Here is a 19,413-nt window from a genome sequence, read left to right as displayed (position 1 = left end):
AGAGCAGTCCACTGGAAAGGAAACACAGTGAAGACCAAGAAGATCTTCTTCGCGGCGGCGACGATCGCCGCAGGCGCCCTCGTCCTCTCGGGGTGCACCGGCGACACCGACGGCGGCGACGAAGGTAGCGGCGGAGACGGCGGCCTCATCGGCGTCGCCATGCCCACCAAGAGCTCCGAGCGCTGGATCCAGGACGGCGACGCCGTCAAGGCCACGCTGGAGGAGCAGGGATTCACCGTCGACCTGCAGTACGCAGAGGACGACATCCCCACCCAGGTCTCGCAGATCGAGAACATGATCACCAAGGGCGCCGAGGCGCTGATCATCGCCTCGATCGACGGCACGACGCTGTCGGAGGTGCTGCAGACCGCAGCCGACGCCGACATCCCCGTCATCGCCTACGACCGCCTCATCCGCGACACCGAGAACGTCGACTACTACGCGACGTTCGACAACTTCCTCGTCGGACAGCAGCAGGCATGGACCGTGCTCAACGGCCTGGGCCTGACCGACCTGGAGGGCAACCCCACCGAGGGTGCGCCCACCGGACCGTTCAACATCGAGCTGTTCGCCGGCTCGCTGGACGACAACAACGCCTTCTTCTTCTTCGACGGCGCGATGAGCGTCTTCGAGCCGCTGATCGACGACGGCACGCTCGTCGTCAAGTCGGGTCAGACCGACATCGAGCAGGCGGCGACGCTGCGCTGGGACGGCGAAGAGGCGCAGAGCCGCATGGAGAACCTCATCACGGCGAACTACTCCGACGGCTCGCAGGTCGACGCGGTGCTCTCGCCCTACGACGGCATCTCGCGCGGCATCATCGGCGCCCTCACCGACGCCGGCTACACGGTCGGCGAAGAGTGGCCGATCATCTCCGGTCAGGATGCCGAGGTCGACTCGGTCAAGGCGATCCTCTCCGGCGAGCAGTACGCGACGATCTTCAAGGACACCCGTGAGCTGGCGAAGGTCGCCTCGGCGATGGCCGTCGCCCTGCTCAACGACGAGGAGCCCGAGGTCAACGACACCGAGACGTACGACAACGGCGTCAAGGTCGTTCCCTCGTACCTGCTCGGCCCGGTGCCCGTCGTCGCAGACAACGTCGAGTCGGCCCTGGTCGACACCGGCTACTGGACGGCCGAGGAGCTCGGCCTCTAACCAGGCCCCGCTCACCGGTTACTCGGCGGTGGTGGTGGACACCCGATCCACCACCACCGCCCCACCCCTCACACACCCTCGAGGAAGTCGGAGAACGTGACGAACAACATCCTGGAGATGCGCGGCATCACCAAGACGTTCCCTGGAGTCAAAGCACTCGCCAACGTCAACTTCAGCGTGCGCAACGGTGAAGTGCACGCCATCTGCGGTGAGAACGGCGCCGGCAAGTCGACGCTCATGAAAGTGCTGTCGGGCGTCTACCCGCACGGCACCTACGACGGCGAGATCATCTACGCCGGCGAGGAAGTGCAGTTCAAGAGCCTGAGCGACAGCGAAGCCAAGGGCATCGTGATCATCCACCAGGAGCTGGCGCTGAGCCCGTACCTGTCGATCGCCGAGAACATCTTCCTGAACAACGAGCGCAAGACCCGCGGGCTCATCGACTGGAACAAGACGAACTTCGAAGCCGCGGCACTGCTCAAGCGCGTCGGGCTCAAGGACAACCCGACGACGAAGATCAATCAGATCGGCGTCGGGAAGCAGCAACTCGTCGAGATCGCCAAGGCGCTGTCGAAGGAAGTGAAGCTGCTGATCCTCGACGAGCCGACCGCCGCGCTCAACGACGAGGACTCCGACCACCTGCTCGATCTCATCCTCAGCCTCAAGGAGGAGGGGATCACGTCGATCATCATCAGCCACAAGCTGAACGAGATCAAAAAGGTCGCCGACACCGTCACGGTCCTCCGCGACGGCAAGTCGATCGAGACGATCCAGAAGTCCGACGTCACCGAGGACCGCATCATCAAGGACATGGTGGGTCGCGACCTCGAGCACCGCTATCCCGACCACGAGCCGCAGCTCGGTGAAGAACTGCTGCGCGTGGAGGAGTGGACCGCGCATCACCCGCAGGATCCCACCCGCGTCATGGTCGACAGCGTCTCCCTCAACGTGCGTGCCGGCGAGATCGTCGGCATCGCCGGGCTCATGGGCGCCGGACGCACCGAGTTCGCGATGAGCCTGTTCGGCCGCCGCTACGGCTCGCGTATCTCGGGCCGCGTCTTCATGCGCGGCAAGGAGATCAAGACGCGCACCGTGGCCGAGGCGATCGAGAACGGCATCGCGTATGCCACCGAGGACCGCAAGACCTACGGCCTCAACCTCATCGAGGACATCAAGCGCAACATCTCGATGGCGTCGCTGCGCAAGCTCGAGAAGGGCGGACTCGTCAACGACAACGAGGAGTACGCCGTCGCCAACGAGTACCGCGCGAGCATGAACATCAAGGCGCCGAACGTGCTGGTCAAGACCGGGAAGCTCTCCGGCGGCAACCAGCAGAAGGTCGTCCTGTCGAAGTGGATCTACTCCGACCCGGAGGTGCTCATCCTCGACGAGCCGACCCGCGGCATCGACGTCGGTGCGAAGTACGAGATCTACACGATCATCAACAAGCTCGCTGCGGCCGGGAAGGGGATCATCGTCATCTCCTCCGAGCTGCCCGAGCTTCTCGGCATCGCCGACCGCGTGTACGCCCTGTCCGAGGGGCGCATCACCGGTGAGCTGCCGACCGAGCAGGCCACACCCGAATCCGTCCTCAAGCTGATGACCATGGAGAAGCCCCGCTGAGCGGGCGCAGGAGACAACGACCATGTCCAACGAGACACCCTCGACCGAGTCCCAGGCCGCAGGCGCGCTGATCCAGCCGGCCGACAACAAGTTCACCCGGTGGCTGTCCACCGTGCTGGCAGACCTCGGCAAGAACGGCATCTTCATCGCGCTCATCGCGGTGATCGTGCTGTTCACGATCCTCACCGACGGCATCCTGCTGCGTCCGCAGAACATCTCCAACCTGATCGTGCAGAACGGCTACATCCTCGTTCTCGCGATCGGCATGGTGATGGTCATCATCGCCGGCCACATCGACCTGTCGGTCGGCTCGGTCGCCGCCTTCATCGGTGCGGTGTCGGGCGTGTTCGCCGTGCACTGGGGGCTGCCCTGGTGGCTGGCGATCGTCCTGTCGCTGCTCATCGGCGCCCTGGTCGGTGCGTGGCAGGGGTTCTGGATCGCCTACGTCGGCATCCCCGCGTTCATCGTGACGCTCGCGGGCATGCTCATCTTCCGCGGCCTCGCCCTCGTCGTCCTCGGCAACCAGAACATCGGCTCGTTCCCCACGGAATACCGCGCGATCGGCAACGGGTTCCTCTCGGGACTGTTCGGTGAGAGCGACCCGGACATCTTCACCCTGGTGGTGGGTGCCGTGGCGATCGTGGCGATCGTCGTGCAGCAGCTGCGCACCCGGGCGGGGCGTCTGAAGTACGGCCAGGAGGTGGAGCCGATCGTCTGGGTGACGATCAAGCTCGTCGCCGTGGCCGTCGCGATCGGGTTCTTCACGTGGGCACTGGCGACCTACAAGGGCATCCCGGTGACCCTGATCGTCCTGGCCGCGCTCGTGATGGTCTACGGCGTCGTCATGAACCGCACCGTGTTCGGACGCCACATCTACGCCATCGGCGGCAACCGTCACGCCGCCGAGCTGTCGGGCATCAAGACCCGTCGCGTGGACTTCTGGCTCTTCGTGAACATGGGGTTCCTGGCGGCCCTCGCCGGCCTCATCTTCACCGCGCGCCTGAACCTCGCCGGCCCGAAGGCCGGTGACGGCTTCGAGCTCGAGGCGATCTCGGCGGCGTTCATCGGCGGCGCAGCCGTGCAGGGCGGCGTCGGCACCATCGGCGGCGCCATCATCGGTGGTCTCATCATCGGTGTGCTCAACAACGGCATGTCGATCATGGGCATCGGCATCGAGTGGCAGCAGGCCGTCAAGGGCCTCGTGCTGCTGCTGGCCGTCGCGTTCGACGTCTACAACAAGCGCCGCTCCGGCAACTGACCGATCGGTACGGCGACGAACGCGGCTCCTGCGGGGGCCGCGTTCGTCGTTTGCGTCAGCGGACCGCGTCGAGGGCGGCGGTGAGGTCGGCGACGATGTCGGCCGGATCCTCCAGCCCGATCGACAGGCGGATCGTGGTGGTCGAGATGCCGCCGGCGACCAGCTGCTCGGGGCTGAGATGGCTGTGCGTCATCGATGCGGGGTGGGCGACGAGCGTGCGGGCGTCGCCGATGTTGGCCACGAGGTGCGCGACCTGCAGCCGGTCGATGAGCGCCGCCGCGCGGGCGAAGTCGTCGTCGGCGTCCCGGCCGGGGTGCAGCTCGAAGGAGAAGACGGATGCCGCGCCGCGCGGGAGGTAGCGGTCGGCTGCCGCATGCCACGGGCTCGCGGGAAGGCCCGGGTGGTGCACGCGGGCGACGGCGGGGTGGGCGTCGAGCGCCTCCGCCACCGTCTGCGCCGACGAGCTGTGGCGCGCCATGCGCAGGTCGAGACTCTCGAGGCCCTGCAGCAGCTGGAACGCGTTGAACGCCGACAGCGAGGGACCGATGTCCTGCGAGTACTTGGTGCGCAGCAGGGTGAGATACGCCTTCGGGCCGAACTGCTCGACCAGCGCCGGGCCGGGGACGCGGGCCAGCGGCGTGTTCAGCTGCGGCCAGCGCGCGGCATCCGCGGCGAAGTCGAACGTGCCGAGGTCGACGACGAGTCCGCCGAGCGCCGCGCCGTGACCGCCGATGAACTTCGTCGCGGAGTGCACGACGATGTCGGCGCCGTGCTGCTTCGGCCGCTGCAGGTAGGGCGTGGCGACGGTGTTGTCGATGACGAGCGGCACGCCGGCGTCGTGGGCGATGTCGGCGACGGTGCGGACGTCCAGCACCTGGGCGAGCGGGTTGGCGACGGTTTCGGCGAAGAAGGCGCGGGTGGTCGGCCGCACCGCCGCACGCCATGCCTCCGGGTCGTCCTGATCGACGAAGGTGACCTCGATCCCCCAGTCGGCGAACGTGTCGGCGAGCAGGTAGATGGTGCCGCCGTACAGCTGGTGGGCCGCGACGATGTGCTCGCCCTGGCGTGCCAGGGTCAGCAGCGACAGTGCGACGGCGGCCTGACCCGACCCCACCGACACCGCGCCGACCCCGCCCTCGAGGGTGGCCACGCGCTGCTCGAGGACGGCGGCGGTGGGGTTGCCGGTGCGGCTGTAGACGTTCCCCTCGCGGCGCAGCGCGAACAGGTCCCTCGCCTCGGCGAGCGAGGCGAACTCGTACGCGTTGGACTGGTAGATCGGCGGCACGCTGGCGTGCTGCACGGCGGCCGGGTCATAGCCGGCCTGCACCTGGGCGGTCGCGAACGAGGGACACGGGGCGTCGGGCATGGCACCCATCATCGCGCCCGCCGCGGGCACGGCCGGGTTCGTGTGTCGCATTGTTGCGGCATCCACCCGCTCGTCGCGCGGGGGCGTGCCGAGGGCAGGAGATGTGGCGGAGGGAGGACGGATGCCGCGGCGAACGTCCTACGCCGGGCACATCTCCTACGCTCGCGACGCGGGGCGCCGGGGCGCCGCGACGCGGCGCGGCGCGGATCAGGGGACCAGCGTGATCTTCCCGTCCACGCCGCCCATGACGAGACGGTGCGCCTGGGCGGCGTCCGACAGCGGCAGAGTGGGGCCGAGCTCCACGTCGAACGCTCCGGCTGCCATGAGCGCCAGCGCCACCGGCACCGCTTCGGCCCGCCAGGCGAGCTGCTGCTCGGTGAGCGGCCAGGGGGCGCCGCCGGAGAAGGCACGGATGCCGAGGCGTTCGGCATCGGGTCCGCGCACGATCGTCGCGATGCGGGTGCGGTCCTCGAGCAGCGCGAAGGAGGCATCCAGCGCTTCATCGGTGCCGGCGCAGTCGAGGATCGCGGTGACGCCGTCGCCGGCGACCTCGCGCACGCGGTCGACCAGGCCCGGTCCGTAGACCACCGGCGTCGCCCCGAGAGCGGCCACGCGGTCGGAGCGACGCTCGGAGGAGGTCGCGACGACATCGGCACCGGCGAGGCGGGCGAACTGGATGACGGCCTGGCCGACGCTGCCCGACCCGCCGTGCACGAGCAACGTGTCGCCGGATCCGATGGCGAGCGAGCGGACGCACTGGTAGGCGGTTCCGACGGGGATGCCCAGGGCCGCCCCCGCGGCGGCGGTGACGGCGGCGGGGCGGGCGAAGACCTTGTCGACCGCGGCGACGACCTCGTCGGCGTAGCAGCCGTTGACGCCGGAGAGCACGACGGGGTCGCCGGGTCGGTAGCCGTCCACGTCGTCGCCGACGGCGGTGACGATGCCCGCGGCATCCATCCCCAGGCGGCGCGGCTTCGCCACGCTCGGCGGCGCGGAGGCGCGCAGGCCCGCCCGCAGCTTCGCGTCGATGGGGTTCACGCCGGCGGCCTGGATGCGCACGGCGACCTTGCCGGCGCCCGGCTGCGGGTCCGGCACCTCGATCTCGTGCAGCACCTCGGGCTCGCCGAACTCGGTGTAGACGATCGCGCGGGACATCTGTACCTCTTCCGTCGGGGTTCGTGCCTATCCTCGCAGAGCCTTCTGGATCCGCTGCGGCGACACCGGCTCGGCGGTGCCCAGACGCTGCGCGAACAGGCTCACGCGGTACTCCTCCAGCAGCCACCGGGTGTGCGCGAGGTTCGCGGGGGCATCCTCGGCGAGCGGGATCGTGCCGCCCGCCTCGGTGTACAGGGCCGCCATGCGCTCGTACTCGGTGAGCCGCTGCCGGTCGCGTCCGGGGTTGTCCGCCAGCTGCGCGACGCGTTCGCGGGCGCCGGCGAGGTAGCGGGGCAGGTGCGCGAGCCGGGCGACGCCGATGCGGGAGACGAAGCCGGGGAAGACCAGGCCCGCCAGCTGCGCCTTGATGTCGCCGAGGGCGGCGAGCAGGACCATCGAGTTCTGCGCGCGCACCGCCTTGTCGACATCGCGAGCGGCGGTGAGGATGCGGGCGGTCAGCGACACCGTCTGGAACAGCTCGTCGACGACGGCCGCGGAGAAGGCCTCCCGTGCGCGGGTGAACTCGGCCGCCGTCCGCACGACCGCTCCGCCCGTCGTGCGCGCCAGCACGGCATCGGCGACGGCGACGCGCGCGTCTTCGATCAGGGCTTTGGCCGAGGGATACGGGGAGGCGGCCAGAGCGAGCTTTTCGTGCGCGGTGAGGTGCTCGAGCACATACGAGGCGGGGGACGGCACGGTCAGCAGCAGCAGGCGCCGCACCCCGGCGCGGATGAGTCGCTCGGCGCTCTCGGGAGTCGCCTGGATGCGCAGGGCCACCGTGGCGCCCTCGTCGACGAGTGCCGGGTAGCCGCGCACGACGCCGCCCGCGACGCGGGAATCGACGAGGGCGGGGATGTCGCCGATCGTCCAGTCGACCAGACCGCTCTGCTCCGCGATTGCGCCGCTGCCACCGGCGGCCGCGGGGGCGCCGGACGCGCCGGCGGATGCCGCGGTGGCGGGGCCCGGCGCCGGTGTGCCGGGCCTCGCGCCGCGGGGCGCCGTGAGCGAGCGGGTGACGGCGCCGCGCGCACGGTCGGCGAGCTTGTCCTGGAGCGCACGCAGGTCGCGGCCGGACGCCACGGTGCGCCCCCGCTCGTCGACGGCGCGGAACGACATCCACAGGTGAGCGGGGACCCGCTCGAGGTCGAAGTCCGCGGCGGTCACGAGCTGGTTCGCGACGCGCTGCACGCGGGCGGCCAGTGCGTCGCGCAGGGTGCGCGGCGGGAGGCCGTCGTGCGACTCGGGGCCGTCGCCGGCGAGTTCCTCGGCGAAGCGCGCCGCCCAGTCGGCAGCAGGCACCACCGAGCGGCGGATGGCCTTGGGGAGGGCGCGCAGGAGCCCGGCGATGAGCTCACCGCGCAGCCCCGGCACCTGCCAGTCGAAGCCGTCGGGGCGCAGCTGCGCCAGCAGCGCCAGCGGCACCACGACGCTCACGCCGTCGTCGGGGGCGCCGGGTTCGAAACGGTACGCCAGCGACAGCACCTGGTCGCCCTGCTGCCATCGCATCGGGAAGTCGCGCTCGTCGGCGCGGGAGGCGTCGTCGACGAGGTCGGCCTCGGTGAGGTCGAGCAGGCGCGGCGTGCGGTTCGCGGCATCCCGCCACCACGCCTCGAACGAGCGCACGTCGAACACGTCCTGCGGCAGGCGCGCGGCGTAAAAGGCGTAGACCGCCTCGTCGCCGGCGAGGATGTCGCGGCGACGCTCGCGCTCCTCGATCTTCTCGAGGCGGCGGCGCAGCTCGAGGTTGCGCCGTTCGAACGCGGTGAGCCGCTTGTCGAGGTGAGTGGTGTTCCACTCGCCCTCGACGAGGGCGTGGCGGATGAACAGCTCCCGCGCGAGCGGGCGGTCGATGCGGGCCAGCTGCACCCGGCGACGGGGCACGATCTCGAGCCCGAACAGCGTCACCTTCTCGGCGGCGACGGCCGCCCCGGCATCCTTGGACCAATGCGGGTCGCTGAGGCTGCGGTGGGCGAGATCGCCGGCGAGCTCCTCGGCCCACTCCGGGTCGATGGCCGCGACGGTGCGGGCATACAGCCGCGACGTCTCGACCAGCTCCGCGGCCATGACGGCGTCGGGGGAGGCCTTGCGCAGTCCCGACCCGGGGAAGATCGCGAAGCGCGCGCCGCGGGCGCCGCGGTACTCGGCGCGGGGCCGGCCCTTCGGGCCCTTGGCCGCGCGGGCGCCGGTGGCCGACGGCGACGACGTCGTGCGGGTGTCGAGGATGCCGAGGTGCGAGAGCAGCCCCGCCAGGATCGCCCGGTGCACGAGTGCCGGGTCGGCCGTTGCGCCATCCGGCTTCGGGGCGTTCGTGAGCGAGCGCAGCTGCCGGTGCACGTCGAACCACTCGCGCACCCGCACGTAGTTGAGGTGCTCGGCGCGGCACAGGCGCCGGAACGTGCTGGAGCCGAGCTCGTTCTGCTGCTCGCGCAGGTGGTTCCACAGGTTCAGCAGGCTGAGGAAGTCGCTCGTGGGGTCGGTGAACCGGGCGTGCAGGCGGTCGGCCTCTTCGCGGCGTTCCTCGGGGCGCTCGCGGACGTCCTGGATCGACAGCCCCGCCACGATCGCCAGCACGTCGCGCACGACGCCGAGCCGGCGGGCTTCGATGAGCATGCGGGCGAAGCGCGGGTCGATCGGCAGTCGGGCGATCTCGCGGCCGATGTCGGTGAGGCGCCAGCCCTTGCCGGCGTCGGACGCCTTGCGGGCGGCGGCGCCGGTGCCCCCGGAGGAGCGCACCGCGCCGAGCTCGACGAGCAGGTCGAACGCGGCCTTCACCCCGCGGGAGTCCGGGGGAGTGAGGAAGGGGAACTCGGTGATGTCGCCGAAGCCGAGGGCGAGCATCTGCAGGATGACCGAGGCGAGACTCGTGCGCAGGATCTCGGGCTCGGTGTACTCGGGCCGCGACGTGAAGTCCTCTTCGGTGTACAGCCGGATCGCGATGCCGTCCGAGGTGCGGCCCGCGCGCCCCGACCGCTGCTGCGCCGAGGCCTGCGAGACCGCCTCGATCGGAAGCCGCTGGATCTTCGACCGCGCGCTGTACCGCGAGATGCGCGCGGTGCCGGCGTCGATGACGTACTTGATGCCGGGCACGGTGAGGCTCGTCTCGGCGACGTTCGTCGCCAGGATCACCCGCCGGCGCAGCCCCGCCACCGTCGAGCGCTCGAACACGCGGTGCTGCTCAGCCGACGACAGCCGGCCGTAGAGGGGGAGGACCTCGGTGGGCGCGGTGTCCTTGGCATACATGCCGCGGACGGCATCCATCGCATCACGGATCTCGGCCTCACCGGGGAGGAACACGAGCACGTCGCCGGCGGGCTCGCGGTCGAGCTCCCGCAGCGCGCCGAGCAGCGCATCGACGTCGTCGGGGCCGCCGTCCTCCCCGTCGGAACCGGCTTCGGCGACGCGGCCGCGGTAGCGGATCTCCACGGGATAGGTGCGCCCGGACACCTCGATGATGGGGGCCGGGTTGCCTGCGGCATCCGCGAAGTGCTTCGCGAAGCTCTCGGGGTCGATCGTCGCCGAGGTGACGATGACCTTCAGATCGGGGCGGCGCGGCAGGATGCGCCGCAGGTAGCCGATGAGGAAGTCGACGTTCAGCGACCGCTCGTGCGCCTCGTCGATGATGATCGTGTCGTAGCGGCGCAGCAGCTTGTCGCGGTGGATCTCGTTGAGGAGGATGCCGTCGGTGACCAGCGCCACCCGCGTGTCGGCCGAGACGTTGTCGGTGAAACGCACTTTGTAGCCGACCGTCGTGCCCAGCGGCACCTGCATCTCCTCGGCCACGCGCTCGGCGATGGTGCGGGCGGCGATGCGGCGGGGCTGCGTGTGCGCGATGCGGGTGCGGCCGAGCTCGAGGCAGATCTTCGGCAGCTGTGTCGTCTTGCCCGACCCGGTCGCACCGGCGACGATGACGACCTGGTGCTCGGCGATGGCGCGCGCGATCTCGTCCCGCGCCGCGCTGACGGGCAGCTCGGGCGGGTAGACGATGACGGGCTCTGGTGCGGACACAGCCCTCCATCGTATGCCCGGCGGCGCCCGGCGCGGCGCACGGGGACAGGAGGAATCACCGCAGCAGGACCGATCCGGCGGGAAACGTCCTGCTGCGGTGCGATCTGCTGTTCTGGGGAGAGTGGGGTGGGGCGGATGCCGGGGCTCAGGCGTCCCGGAAGGCCGACGCCGCGACGATCGCGTCGAAGTACGACAGCAGGGTGTGCGGGATGTCGCCCAGCGGCGTGGAGAACACCGCCGTGAGGAGGCGCTTGCTGCCGGGCACCGGGTACCAGTACTGGGCGACGAGGCGGCGCTGGGTGAACCGCTCGCCGTCCTCGATCTCCACCGTCTCCTCGACCCGGTGCACGCGGACGACCTCGGAATCGAGGCAGCGCCGCCGCACCGCGGTGCTCGCGCCGGCGGCATCCATCATCGGCAGCGACTTCTCGAACACGGCCAGCACCGCGTCGTCGCCCGTGCCGAGAGCGGGGCTCATGCGCATCCGCTCGTGCTCGAACACCGTGAGGGTCGCCGACATCGGCTCCCCGGGGCCGAGCTCCGTCTGGATCATCAGCAGCTGCGCGTCCGCGTCGGCGGCGGCGGTGGCCGCCCGCGTGAACTCCTCGCGCAGCCGCGCCCGCGCCGTCGCGCGCTCGTCCGCACGCCCGAGCACGCCCGTCGCCATCGCCTTGACCGACGCCGCAACCGCCTCAGGCGAGGAGAGATCGATGCGCCACCACGTCCCGATCATGCGGAACACCAGGCGCGGCTCGGCGGCGACGGTGCTCATCGTCCGCGCAGCTCCGCCGCGTCTGCGCCGATGATCTCCAGCGACCCGTCCGTCACGCGGTAGTCGACCTCGGGCGGCAGGCCTGCGGCGGCGTCCGTGAGGTCCAGCAAGACGGACGTGTCGTCGTCGTCGCGGACGAACAGGACGATGTACTGCACGTCGCTCTTGGCGTGTTCGAGCGCGGTGGCGGCGATGTTGACGACCGTCTCGGTGCTCACGGGCTCGTCGCCGGAAACGGCGACGGCGACGTTCATGATGCGCGCGAGTCCCGACTGGACCACCTGGACGCTGATGACGTCGGTGATGCGGGGGTCGGCTGCGGCGACGGCGCCGGTGACGGTCTCGGGGCTCACGGTGGCCTCTCCCTGGTGCGTCTCGGTCGGTGCGGGGGCAGGGATGCCGGCGCAGCCGGTCACCACTGCGGCGGCGAAGGCCGCGGTGAGAAGCGCGGCGCTCAGGCGCGCGGTGCGTGGCGGCATCACTCCGACCATCCGTAATAGCTCTGCTGGTAGCCGTAGGCGTCCGGATCCCCGACGAAGTACGCGTCGAGCGCGTCGACCGTGCCCGCGGGCACCTGACCGATCTGCGACCTCAGGGTCTCGTCGTACGCCGCGGCATTGTGGATGCCGTGGATTCCCAGGTCGGCGTCGGGGGAAGCGGTGTCGATCGTGGTCCAGTGGGGACGGCGCGGCGGGGCGCCGTCAGTGCCGACGGTGACGACCGAGTCGAGCATGGGCACGGGATCGCCCTCGTGCTGCACCGAGACGACCGAGGTCGTGGCGGGGATCGGCATGTGGTCGATGGGGGCGCCTGCGGCCACCACCGCCGACCAGTTGTAGTCGTCGTTGTAGGCGGCGAGGGTGCCGGCCATGATGCCGCCCTGGCTGAACCCGACGAGCATGACCGGGTCGTCGGCGCCGACGCCGGCCTGACGCATCGCCTCGAGCACGGCGCGCTCGTACTGCGACCGCAGGGCGGGCGTGAGGACGAGCGCGAGGTTGCTGTCGAGATCGTGCACGCCGCCCTGGTCGCCGTTCAGGCGCGACAGCCATTCCTGGGTGCTCGGGAGGACGACGCGCCACCGGACGACGCCGTCGGCGTCGACGACCCGGGTGACGCTGATCACCGTCTGCTCGACCCCGGTCTTCTCGCCGTCGGCGTCGTAGGCCCAGCCCAGCGTGTCGACGTATCCCGCGTCCGCCAGCGCCTGGGAGAGGTCGGCCGGCTGGCCCTTGTGGGACCCGCGCTCCGCGTCGCTGCGCTCGTGCCTGCCCACCGCCGGAGTGGGGGAGAGCACGTCCGACAGGACGCTGCCGAGGAGGAATCCGGCCAGCAGCACGGTGACGAACAGCGCGATCGCGGGGCCGATGAACGGCACCAGCGCCAGCAGTGAATACACCAGCAGCAGGATGATCGCGACGCCGAGGAGCGCAACGACGGTCGACAGGATCCGCAGCAGCTCGTGGTAGACCTCGGACAGGAAGTCGCCCGCCCATCGCGCGATGTCCCCGAGGACGTCCCCGATGTCGCCGAAGAAGTCCCCGACGGCGTCCCAGAACCCCTCGTTCGTCGCGTCGATCGCCGTGTTGATGCGCCCGATGGCGACCTCGGCCGCGGCATCCATATCCCGGCGGGCGGCGTCGATCTCGGCGCGTGCCGCGTCGGCGGCATCCTCCCGGCGGCCGAGCGTGCTGCGCAGCGACCGCACGTCGTTCTCCGCCGTGCCGATGTTCCCGGCCGGGGCGTCGGCTTCCTCCAGCCGCTCCAGGCGGCGCTCGGAGACCAGCAGATCGTACTCGGTGGTCGCCGCGAGGGCGTCGTAACGGGCGGCGTCCAGTTCGCCGGCGTCGGCGCGGTCATGGGCGGCCTTGAGCGCGACGGCGTAGTCGGTGAGGGCGCCTGCGGTGCCCTGGTACCGCTCGTGCACGCGGTCGAGATCGCGGGCGACCTGCGCGGTGCGTTCGCGGATGCCATCGAGGGAACGGCCCGTGCTCTCGTACGCGAGGGCGCGCAGGTCGTCGGCCGCGCGCTGGATGCGCGAGGCCGAGGCGACGAGCGACTCGGCGCGCTCGGCGAGTGTGCCCGGGGAGCCGGGCAGGACGCTCACCGGTCGCCCTTCGTCGCCGCGGCCAGGTCCGTGTCGAGGTCGGTGAAGGTGTCGATGACGGCGCCCAGGTAGTCCGAGACCAGCCGCAGGTTCTCCTGCAGGTCGCCACGGGCGATGTCCCACTTGTCGCCGAACTCGCGCACGGCGGCCGCCAGCCGGTCGTGGCCGGTCGCCGCCGCCGTCTCACCGGCGATACGCTCCGCCCCGGCGAAGTCCGCAGCGATGCGCTCCGCCGTGCGGGCGCTGCGGCGCAGCTCCGCGAAGTCGAGTTTCAGGTCGGCCATCGGTGTCCTCCTCCGTGAGACGACGAAGCGGGGCCGGCCGAAGTGGACCGGCCCCGCTCACAGGGTCGTGATCAGCCGATGGAGCTGGCGAGCTGCTCGTCGGTCGACTGCAGCGCGGAAGCTGCCTTCTCGAGGAACTGCGCCATGCCGTCGATGCCCTGCACGGTGCGCTGGGCGCCGGAGGTGAACTGCTCGTACGACGAGTCGAACGCACCGGAGGCGCGGGTCGTGGTGAAGCCGTCCTGCACCAGCTGGCTGACGAGGGCGCGCAGCTCCTGCAGCTTGCCTTCGAGGTCGGACTGGCCCGAACGCAGACGGTTCGCGGCGCTCTGCATCTGGTCGTACGTGACGTTGAGGTTCGCCATGATCTCACTCCTTGTGTCGTGGGGCGGCAGTTCCTGCCGACGTGTTCAACCTATGGGAGGGCGGGCTGAGCCACCAATGGGGAGTACTCCCCATTCGGCGCCGCGGGGCTCTCGCCGGCCAGCGGGAACTGCACCCTCACCGTCTTGCCGCCCGCGGCGAGCATCGCCCGACCGAGCGGGAACTCGCGCTTGAGCAGCCGCGGGAACGCGGTCTTCAGCACCACTTCGCCGTCGTGGGTGTCGGGCTGGAGCACGACGCCGCGGCGCGACGACTTGATGTCGCCGAGCAGCCCGAACCCGGTGGTCCAGTCGCTCGTCTCGCCCTCGGCCACCAGCAGCCCGTCTCCGCGCTTGACCCGTTTGGCGAAGTCCGACAGCGGCATCTCGGCGAGCGAGGTCGCGTACTCGGACGCCCCCTCGAGGAAGACCGCGACCCCCGCGAGACCCTGCTCGTCCTGCAGCAGCTCGTTGATGAGGCGGCTGGCCGAGCCGCCGTCGGTGGCGACGCCGTCCCACGCGACGGCGTCGCGCAGCGGCGACCGAGAGCTGCCGACGTAGTAGCGCCGCACCGTGGGGTCGGCGCGTCGCAGCGACTCGGCCATCGCCTGCAGGGCGTTGCTGCGACCGCTCTGCGGGGGGCCGGCCACCACGAACAGCCCGGTCGGATCGAACGCGAGCGGCCCGAGCGTGTCGCCGGAGAGCCCCAGCACGGGGCGACCGTCGAGGTGGGCGGGGAGCTCGGTGATCGGGTACAGCTCGGGCAGCGCCCGCACCGGCGGTGCGTCGGTGCGGCCCTGGCGGCGCATCGCCTCGGCGAACTCGCCGATCGCCTGCGCCTGGGCGCGGGGGTCGGTCGTGCCGGCGATGACGGCGATCTGCGTCTCCAGGCCGTCGACGATCGCGCGTCCGGGCGGGGACTCCGGCGAGAGCACGTCGCGGGGAGCCCCGACCATCGCGTACGCGTCGGAGTCGGACAGTCGCAGCACGACCCGCTTCTGGATGGTGGACTGCAGCGCCGTCGGCACCGCCTGACCGCGGTCGGCGGTGAGGGCCACGTGGATGCCGACCGAGCGACCGTCGGTCATGACCTGCTGGAACACCTGATAGGCGTCGGCGCGACCGGTGACGGCCTCGTATTCGGCGCGGAACGTGGGGAACCCGTCGATGAGCAGCAGGATGCGCGCCTCGTCGGGGCGGCCGGCGAGGGTGCGGTACTGCGAGATCGTGCCCGCGTTGACGGCGGCGTACGCCTCGCCGCGGCGGTCGAGTTCGCTCTTGATCATGCGGAAGAGGCGAGTGACGCGCTCGCCGGCATCGGCGGGGATGACGGCGCCGACGTGCGGCATCGCCTCCAGCATCCGCAGGCCGCCCGAGCCGAAGTCCAGCCCGTACACCTCGACGGGTCCGCCGCGCGGCGTGATGCCGGCAGCGACGGCCAGGGTGCGCAGCGTGGAGCTCTTGCCGGCGCCACCGGTGCCGAACACGGCCAGGTGCCCCTCGGTGTCGGGTTCGAAGTACACCGTGTCCTGCGCCTGGCGCTGCGGCACGTCCTGCACACCCAGCAGCAGCTTCTCGTCGGTGCGCTGGCGGAGCAGAGTGAGGTCGTAGACGGTGGCGAGCTCGTCCAGCCACGGGCGACGGGGCGAGGGGATCGACACCGACTGCGATGCCGCAACCATCGTGGCGACGAGGCGCTGCTGGTCGGTGGGGCCGAGGTCGCGCTCGACGGAGCCTGCGTCCGCCTTGGGCAGCTCCCACCGGCGGGGCGGCCCGAACGCGAACGACTCCAGCTCAACCTCGGGCGCCTCTTCCTCGACGAAGCTCCATCCGCCGGTGTAGGCGGACTGGAAGACCGTCAGGCGGCCGGGTCCCGTCTTGGCCGCACCACGACCGGGGATGCCGGGGTCGAAGCCGGCGGCATCCTTCGTGCCGATGACGTCGTCGGAGTCGACCTCGTCGGCCATCCGCAGCGCGACGCGCATGTTGGTGTTGGCGCGCAGGTTGTCCTTGATGACGCCGGCGGGGCGCTGGGTGGCCATGATGAGGTGGATGCCGAGCGAGCGGCCCCGCTGCGCGACGTCGACGACCCCGTCGACGAAGTCGGGCACCTCGTTGACCAGGGCGGCGAACTCGTCGATGACGATGACGAGCGCGGGCGGGGTGTCGGGGTCGCCGCGCTTCTCGAGCTCGAGGATGTCCTTGGCCTTCTTGCGGGTGAAGAGCGTCTCGCGGTGATGCAGCTCCGCCCGCAGGCTCACGAGCGCCCGGCGCACGAGGTGAGGGCTGAGGTCGGTGACCAGCCCGACGCAGTGGGGGAGTGCCGTGCACTCCGCGAAGGCGGCACCGCCCTTGTAGTCGACGAAGAGGAACGTGACGCGCTGCGGACTGTACTCGGCGGCCATCCCGAGCACCCACGCCTGCAGGAACTCGCTCTTGCCGGAGCCGGTCGTGCCTCCCACGAGGGCGTGCGGACCCTGCGCGCGCAGGTCCAGGTGCATCGCCCCGGACGCGGCCTGTCCGACGATGGCGCGCAGCTTCGGCGTCGACGGCGCGCGGGTCGCGGAGGCGAGGATCGAGCCGTTCTGCTCCCAGCGGTCCACGACCGCGCCGGGCGCCGTGGCCATCTCCTTGCCGATCAGCTGCAGCATCGGCACCGAGCGGGGTACGTCGCTGGTGTCGGCGGCGATCTCGCCGGCGTCGACGAACGACGCCAGCCGCCGGCAGAAGCGCGTGAAGTGCTCGAGGGTGAGGCCCTCGACCTCGACGGGGGCCAGGGTGCGGCCGAGCCGCACGTAGCCGACCGCGGCGGAGCCGTCGGCGCCCAGCTCGACGAACGTGCGGCAGGCGGCGGGGAGGGCCGCGGTGTCTGCGGCCATCCAGATCGGGTACACGCCGCGGCCTGCGGCCCGCTCCAGCACCTGGATGAGGCGGGCGCGGTCGACGGGCGCGTCGTCGGAGATGAGCACGACGATCGCCGGCAGCGGGTCGGTCGCGCCGGTGGTCGCGCCGGTGTCGGCGCCCACCTTCTCGCCGGCGTTGAGCGCGGCGCGCTTGTCGCCGATCGCGCCGAGCTGCACGGGGGCGTCTTCCCCGCGTGGCGAACGGGCGGCGAGGATCTCCTCCAGTCGCGACAGCAGGGTGGCGCCGGCCGACGCGGTGTCGGCGAACGGGGCGCCGCCGAAGACGGCGTCGGATGCCATCGCGTGGGGCAGCCACTTGGCGTCGGTGAACTGCGCCGCCCAGCCGGGGCCGAACAGTCCGCCGATCACGAGGTCGCCCGGGGCATGCAGACCCGCCAGCTGCGCCGTGACCGCGCGGCCGTAGGCGGCGACGGCCGCCGGGTCGCCGGCGATGCCGAGCGCACCGGCATCCGACAGCTTCTCCACCACCGGGGTGCGTGGGACGGTCTCGTAGGTCGCGATGAGCTCTTCGAGCTGCTGCACCTGCTCGGGCAGCGCGCGGTCGGTGTTGCCGGTCTCCTTGACGGTGTTGCGGGTCGGGACGTCGCCCACCCCCAGGCGCACCTGCAGGAACGACCAGTGCTCGGGGCGGCGGGTCCACACCAGCGCGGAACGGTTCTGCACGGCGTCGTACACCTCGTGCAGCGGCACGGCCTCGCGGGCGCGGATGCGCATCTCCTCCTCGCGCTCGTGGGCCAGCCGCGCCGAGAGGCGCTCCATCTGGGCGACGAACCGCTCGTGCTCCAGGCGCTTCTTGCGTTTCTGCTGCGACTTCGCCGTCGCCCAGGTGCTGATCATCATGAGCGGGGAGATCGCGACGAACACCAGAGCCAGCGGCGACCGGGTGAAGGCGAACATGGCGATGCCGGCGAACGCGGGGAGGATCGCGGCGGCCCACGGGAACGGCTGCGGGTCGGCGGGCGTGGGCGGCTCCGCACCGTCGAGCTCCCGGCCGACGTAGCGCGGTTCGACGCTGGGGGAGCGGGTGTGGCGCACCTCGCCCAGCGGCGAGGACTGCGCCACGGTGGACGGCAGGTAGCCGGCGCGGATCACGGTGCTGCCCAGCAGCGCGTCCTGACCGTGCTGCAGTTCGAGGCGGCCCACCGGTGCGCCCTGCACGATGATGCCGTTGGCGGAGTTGAGGTCGATCAGCTCGATGCGGTCGCGGCCGACGTGCACGCGCGCGTGGCGCTTGGAGACCATCGCGTCATCCAGCACGATGCCGCAGTCGTCCCCGCGGCCGATGATCGTCGACCCGCGGGGCACGGTGTAGCGTCGGCCGGCGGCGCGCCCGCTGACGATCTCGATGTAGGCGACGTCGGGGCGCGGGGCATCGTCCAGGCCCACCACCGCGACCTCGACCCCGGAGGCCAGGGCGAGGTCGGCGAGGGTGTCGTCGGGGTCGAGCACCTCGGGCACACCGCCGACGGCGGGGGCGTGGGCTTCGAGGGTGACCGTCCCGGGGGCGTAGGCCGACCCGTGGTAGGTGCCGCGCGGATCGCGCGCGACGATGGAATCGGCGACCTCCCCGACCTTGACGCCCGGCTCGGCCGCCAGGGCGATGTCGTCGGTGGAGCCGTCGGGACGGCGGAGGGTGACGCGGACCTTCATCGGGTGCCCTTCTCGCCCAGGGTGGAAGCCACCTCGAGCAGATCGAGATCCTGCGGCGTGACCAGCCGCGAGAGGATCGCGTGTTCGACCAGTCGCGCTCGCCGGTTGGTGGCGAGCTTGCCCACGCCGCCGCGCAGGCCCTGCACGCCCTCGCGGTCGAGCTTGTCGCAGACGTTGTCGAGCTTGCGGTTGAACGTCGTCAGCGGCCAGCCCAGCCGCGCGGCGGCGGCCGCCGAGGAGGGCAGCTGGCTCGCGCCCACCATGCCGCCGCGCAGGATGGGCTCGCACAGCGCGATCAGCAGCAGCCGCTGACTGGGGGTGAGACTCACCGCTCCGATCGTGGTGGTGCCGTCGTCCTCGTGCTGCACGGCGCGCGGGTCGCGCCCGGTGAAGCTGGCGGAGTCGTTGCGCACGGCGAGCTCGTACGTGTACGCCCCGGCGGAGAACATCACCGCGAGGTCCGGGAAGACCAGCGGCACCCGGGCGCCGGGGCCGAGGACGGCCTGGTAGGCGCCGTCGGGGGTGGCGAGACTCACCGAGATCGTCTGCCCGGTGTTCGACATCCACCAGAGGTCGCCTTCGGCGTCGAAGGCGAGGAGTCGCCGGTGCAGGTACTGGTTGGTGTCCACCGTCAGGTCGGCGTCGCGCCCGACCGAGAAGGTGGTGCCGGGCACCGGGTGGTGCCATTCGCCGCAGAACTCGATCCCGAGTGTGCCCTCGCCGATCGCGCCGTCCTGAGTCATCGTCATCGC

Annotated in this window: 13 protein-coding genes; 3 read left to right on the top strand and 10 right to left on the bottom strand. The window is 71.3% G+C overall.

What is annotated here, in order from left to right; all coding sequences use genetic code 11:
- Positions 1-27 precede the first annotated feature (27 nt).
- From chvE to mmsB, 3 genes are all read left to right on the top strand, one after another.
- The gene (gene chvE, locus ACFVR6_RS06555) at positions 28-1,155 is read left to right on the top strand and encodes a multiple monosaccharide ABC transporter substrate-binding protein (RefSeq protein WP_386960088.1); all 1,128 of its coding nucleotides are present in this window, start codon (positions 28-30) and stop codon (positions 1,153-1,155) included.
- A gap of 96 nt (positions 1,156-1,251) precedes the next feature.
- The gene (gene mmsA / locus ACFVR6_RS06550) at positions 1,252-2,778 is read left to right on the top strand and encodes a multiple monosaccharide ABC transporter ATP-binding protein (protein WP_386960085.1); all 1,527 of its coding nucleotides are present in this window, start codon (positions 1,252-1,254) and stop codon (positions 2,776-2,778) included.
- A gap of 22 nt (positions 2,779-2,800) precedes the next feature.
- Positions 2,801-4,036, top strand: a complete 1,236-nt coding sequence (mmsB, locus tag ACFVR6_RS06545) for a multiple monosaccharide ABC transporter permease (protein ID WP_386960081.1) — start codon at positions 2,801-2,803, stop codon at positions 4,034-4,036.
- Between the two features lie 55 nt (positions 4,037-4,091).
- On the opposite strand, the gene ACFVR6_RS06540 is transcribed toward mmsB, so the two are convergent.
- The 10 genes from ACFVR6_RS06540 to ACFVR6_RS06495 all read right to left on the bottom strand — a co-directional run bounded on the left by ACFVR6_RS06540 (position 4,092) and on the right by ACFVR6_RS06495 (position 19,410).
- Entirely contained in the window at positions 4,092-5,402 is a 1,311-nt protein-coding gene (locus tag ACFVR6_RS06540) for an O-acetylhomoserine aminocarboxypropyltransferase/cysteine synthase family protein (RefSeq protein ID WP_386960078.1), read from the bottom strand.
- A gap of 207 nt (positions 5,403-5,609) precedes the next feature.
- Positions 5,610-6,557 carry a quinone oxidoreductase family protein gene (locus ACFVR6_RS06535; protein ID WP_386960076.1) on the bottom strand — a complete coding sequence of 316 codons (948 nt, stop codon included), beginning with the start codon at positions 6,555-6,557 and terminating at the stop codon, positions 5,610-5,612.
- Between the two features lie 27 nt (positions 6,558-6,584).
- Positions 6,585-10,562 (bottom strand): ATP-dependent RNA helicase HrpA, encoded by a 3,978-nt coding sequence (gene hrpA / locus ACFVR6_RS06530; protein ID WP_386960073.1) that lies wholly within the window; start codon positions 10,560-10,562, stop codon positions 6,585-6,587.
- Positions 10,563-10,707: 145 nt separating this feature from the next.
- The gene (locus ACFVR6_RS06525) at positions 10,708-11,334 is read right to left on the bottom strand and encodes a hypothetical protein (protein WP_386960070.1); all 627 of its coding nucleotides are present in this window, start codon (positions 11,332-11,334) and stop codon (positions 10,708-10,710) included.
- The gene (locus ACFVR6_RS06520; protein WP_386960068.1) at positions 11,331-11,813 is read right to left on the bottom strand and encodes a hypothetical protein; all 483 of its coding nucleotides are present in this window, start codon (positions 11,811-11,813) and stop codon (positions 11,331-11,333) included. Before ACFVR6_RS06520 ends, ACFVR6_RS06525 begins: the two co-directional genes overlap by 4 nt.
- Complete coding sequence (locus ACFVR6_RS06515) at positions 11,813-13,441, bottom strand: hypothetical protein (RefSeq protein WP_386960065.1); 1,629 nt, start codon at positions 13,439-13,441, stop codon at positions 11,813-11,815. Before ACFVR6_RS06515 ends, ACFVR6_RS06520 begins: the two co-directional genes overlap by 1 nt.
- The gene (locus ACFVR6_RS06510; RefSeq protein ID WP_386960062.1) at positions 13,438-13,725 is read right to left on the bottom strand and encodes a hypothetical protein; all 288 of its coding nucleotides are present in this window, start codon (positions 13,723-13,725) and stop codon (positions 13,438-13,440) included. The genes ACFVR6_RS06515 and ACFVR6_RS06510 overlap by 4 nt, the downstream gene beginning before the upstream one ends.
- Before the next feature lie 71 nt (positions 13,726-13,796).
- Positions 13,797-14,090, bottom strand: a complete 294-nt coding sequence (locus ACFVR6_RS06505) for a WXG100 family type VII secretion target (RefSeq protein ID WP_257495991.1) — start codon at positions 14,088-14,090, stop codon at positions 13,797-13,799.
- Between the two features lie 50 nt (positions 14,091-14,140).
- Positions 14,141-18,661, bottom strand: coding sequence for an FtsK/SpoIIIE domain-containing protein (locus ACFVR6_RS06500; protein WP_386960058.1), 4,521 nt, complete (start codon positions 18,659-18,661; stop codon positions 14,141-14,143).
- Positions 18,658-19,410 carry a hypothetical protein gene (locus tag ACFVR6_RS06495; RefSeq protein WP_386960056.1) on the bottom strand — a complete coding sequence of 251 codons (753 nt, stop codon included), beginning with the start codon at positions 19,408-19,410 and terminating at the stop codon, positions 18,658-18,660. Before ACFVR6_RS06495 ends, ACFVR6_RS06500 begins: the two co-directional genes overlap by 4 nt.
- Positions 19,411-19,413: the final 3 nt, after the last annotated feature.

The organism is Microbacterium sp. NPDC058021, assembly GCF_042885955.1.
GTDB lineage: Bacteria > Actinomycetota > Actinomycetes > Actinomycetales > Microbacteriaceae > Microbacterium.
The sequence above is the reverse complement of the archived record's forward strand: the minus strand, read 5'-3'. Positions and strand labels throughout refer to the sequence as shown.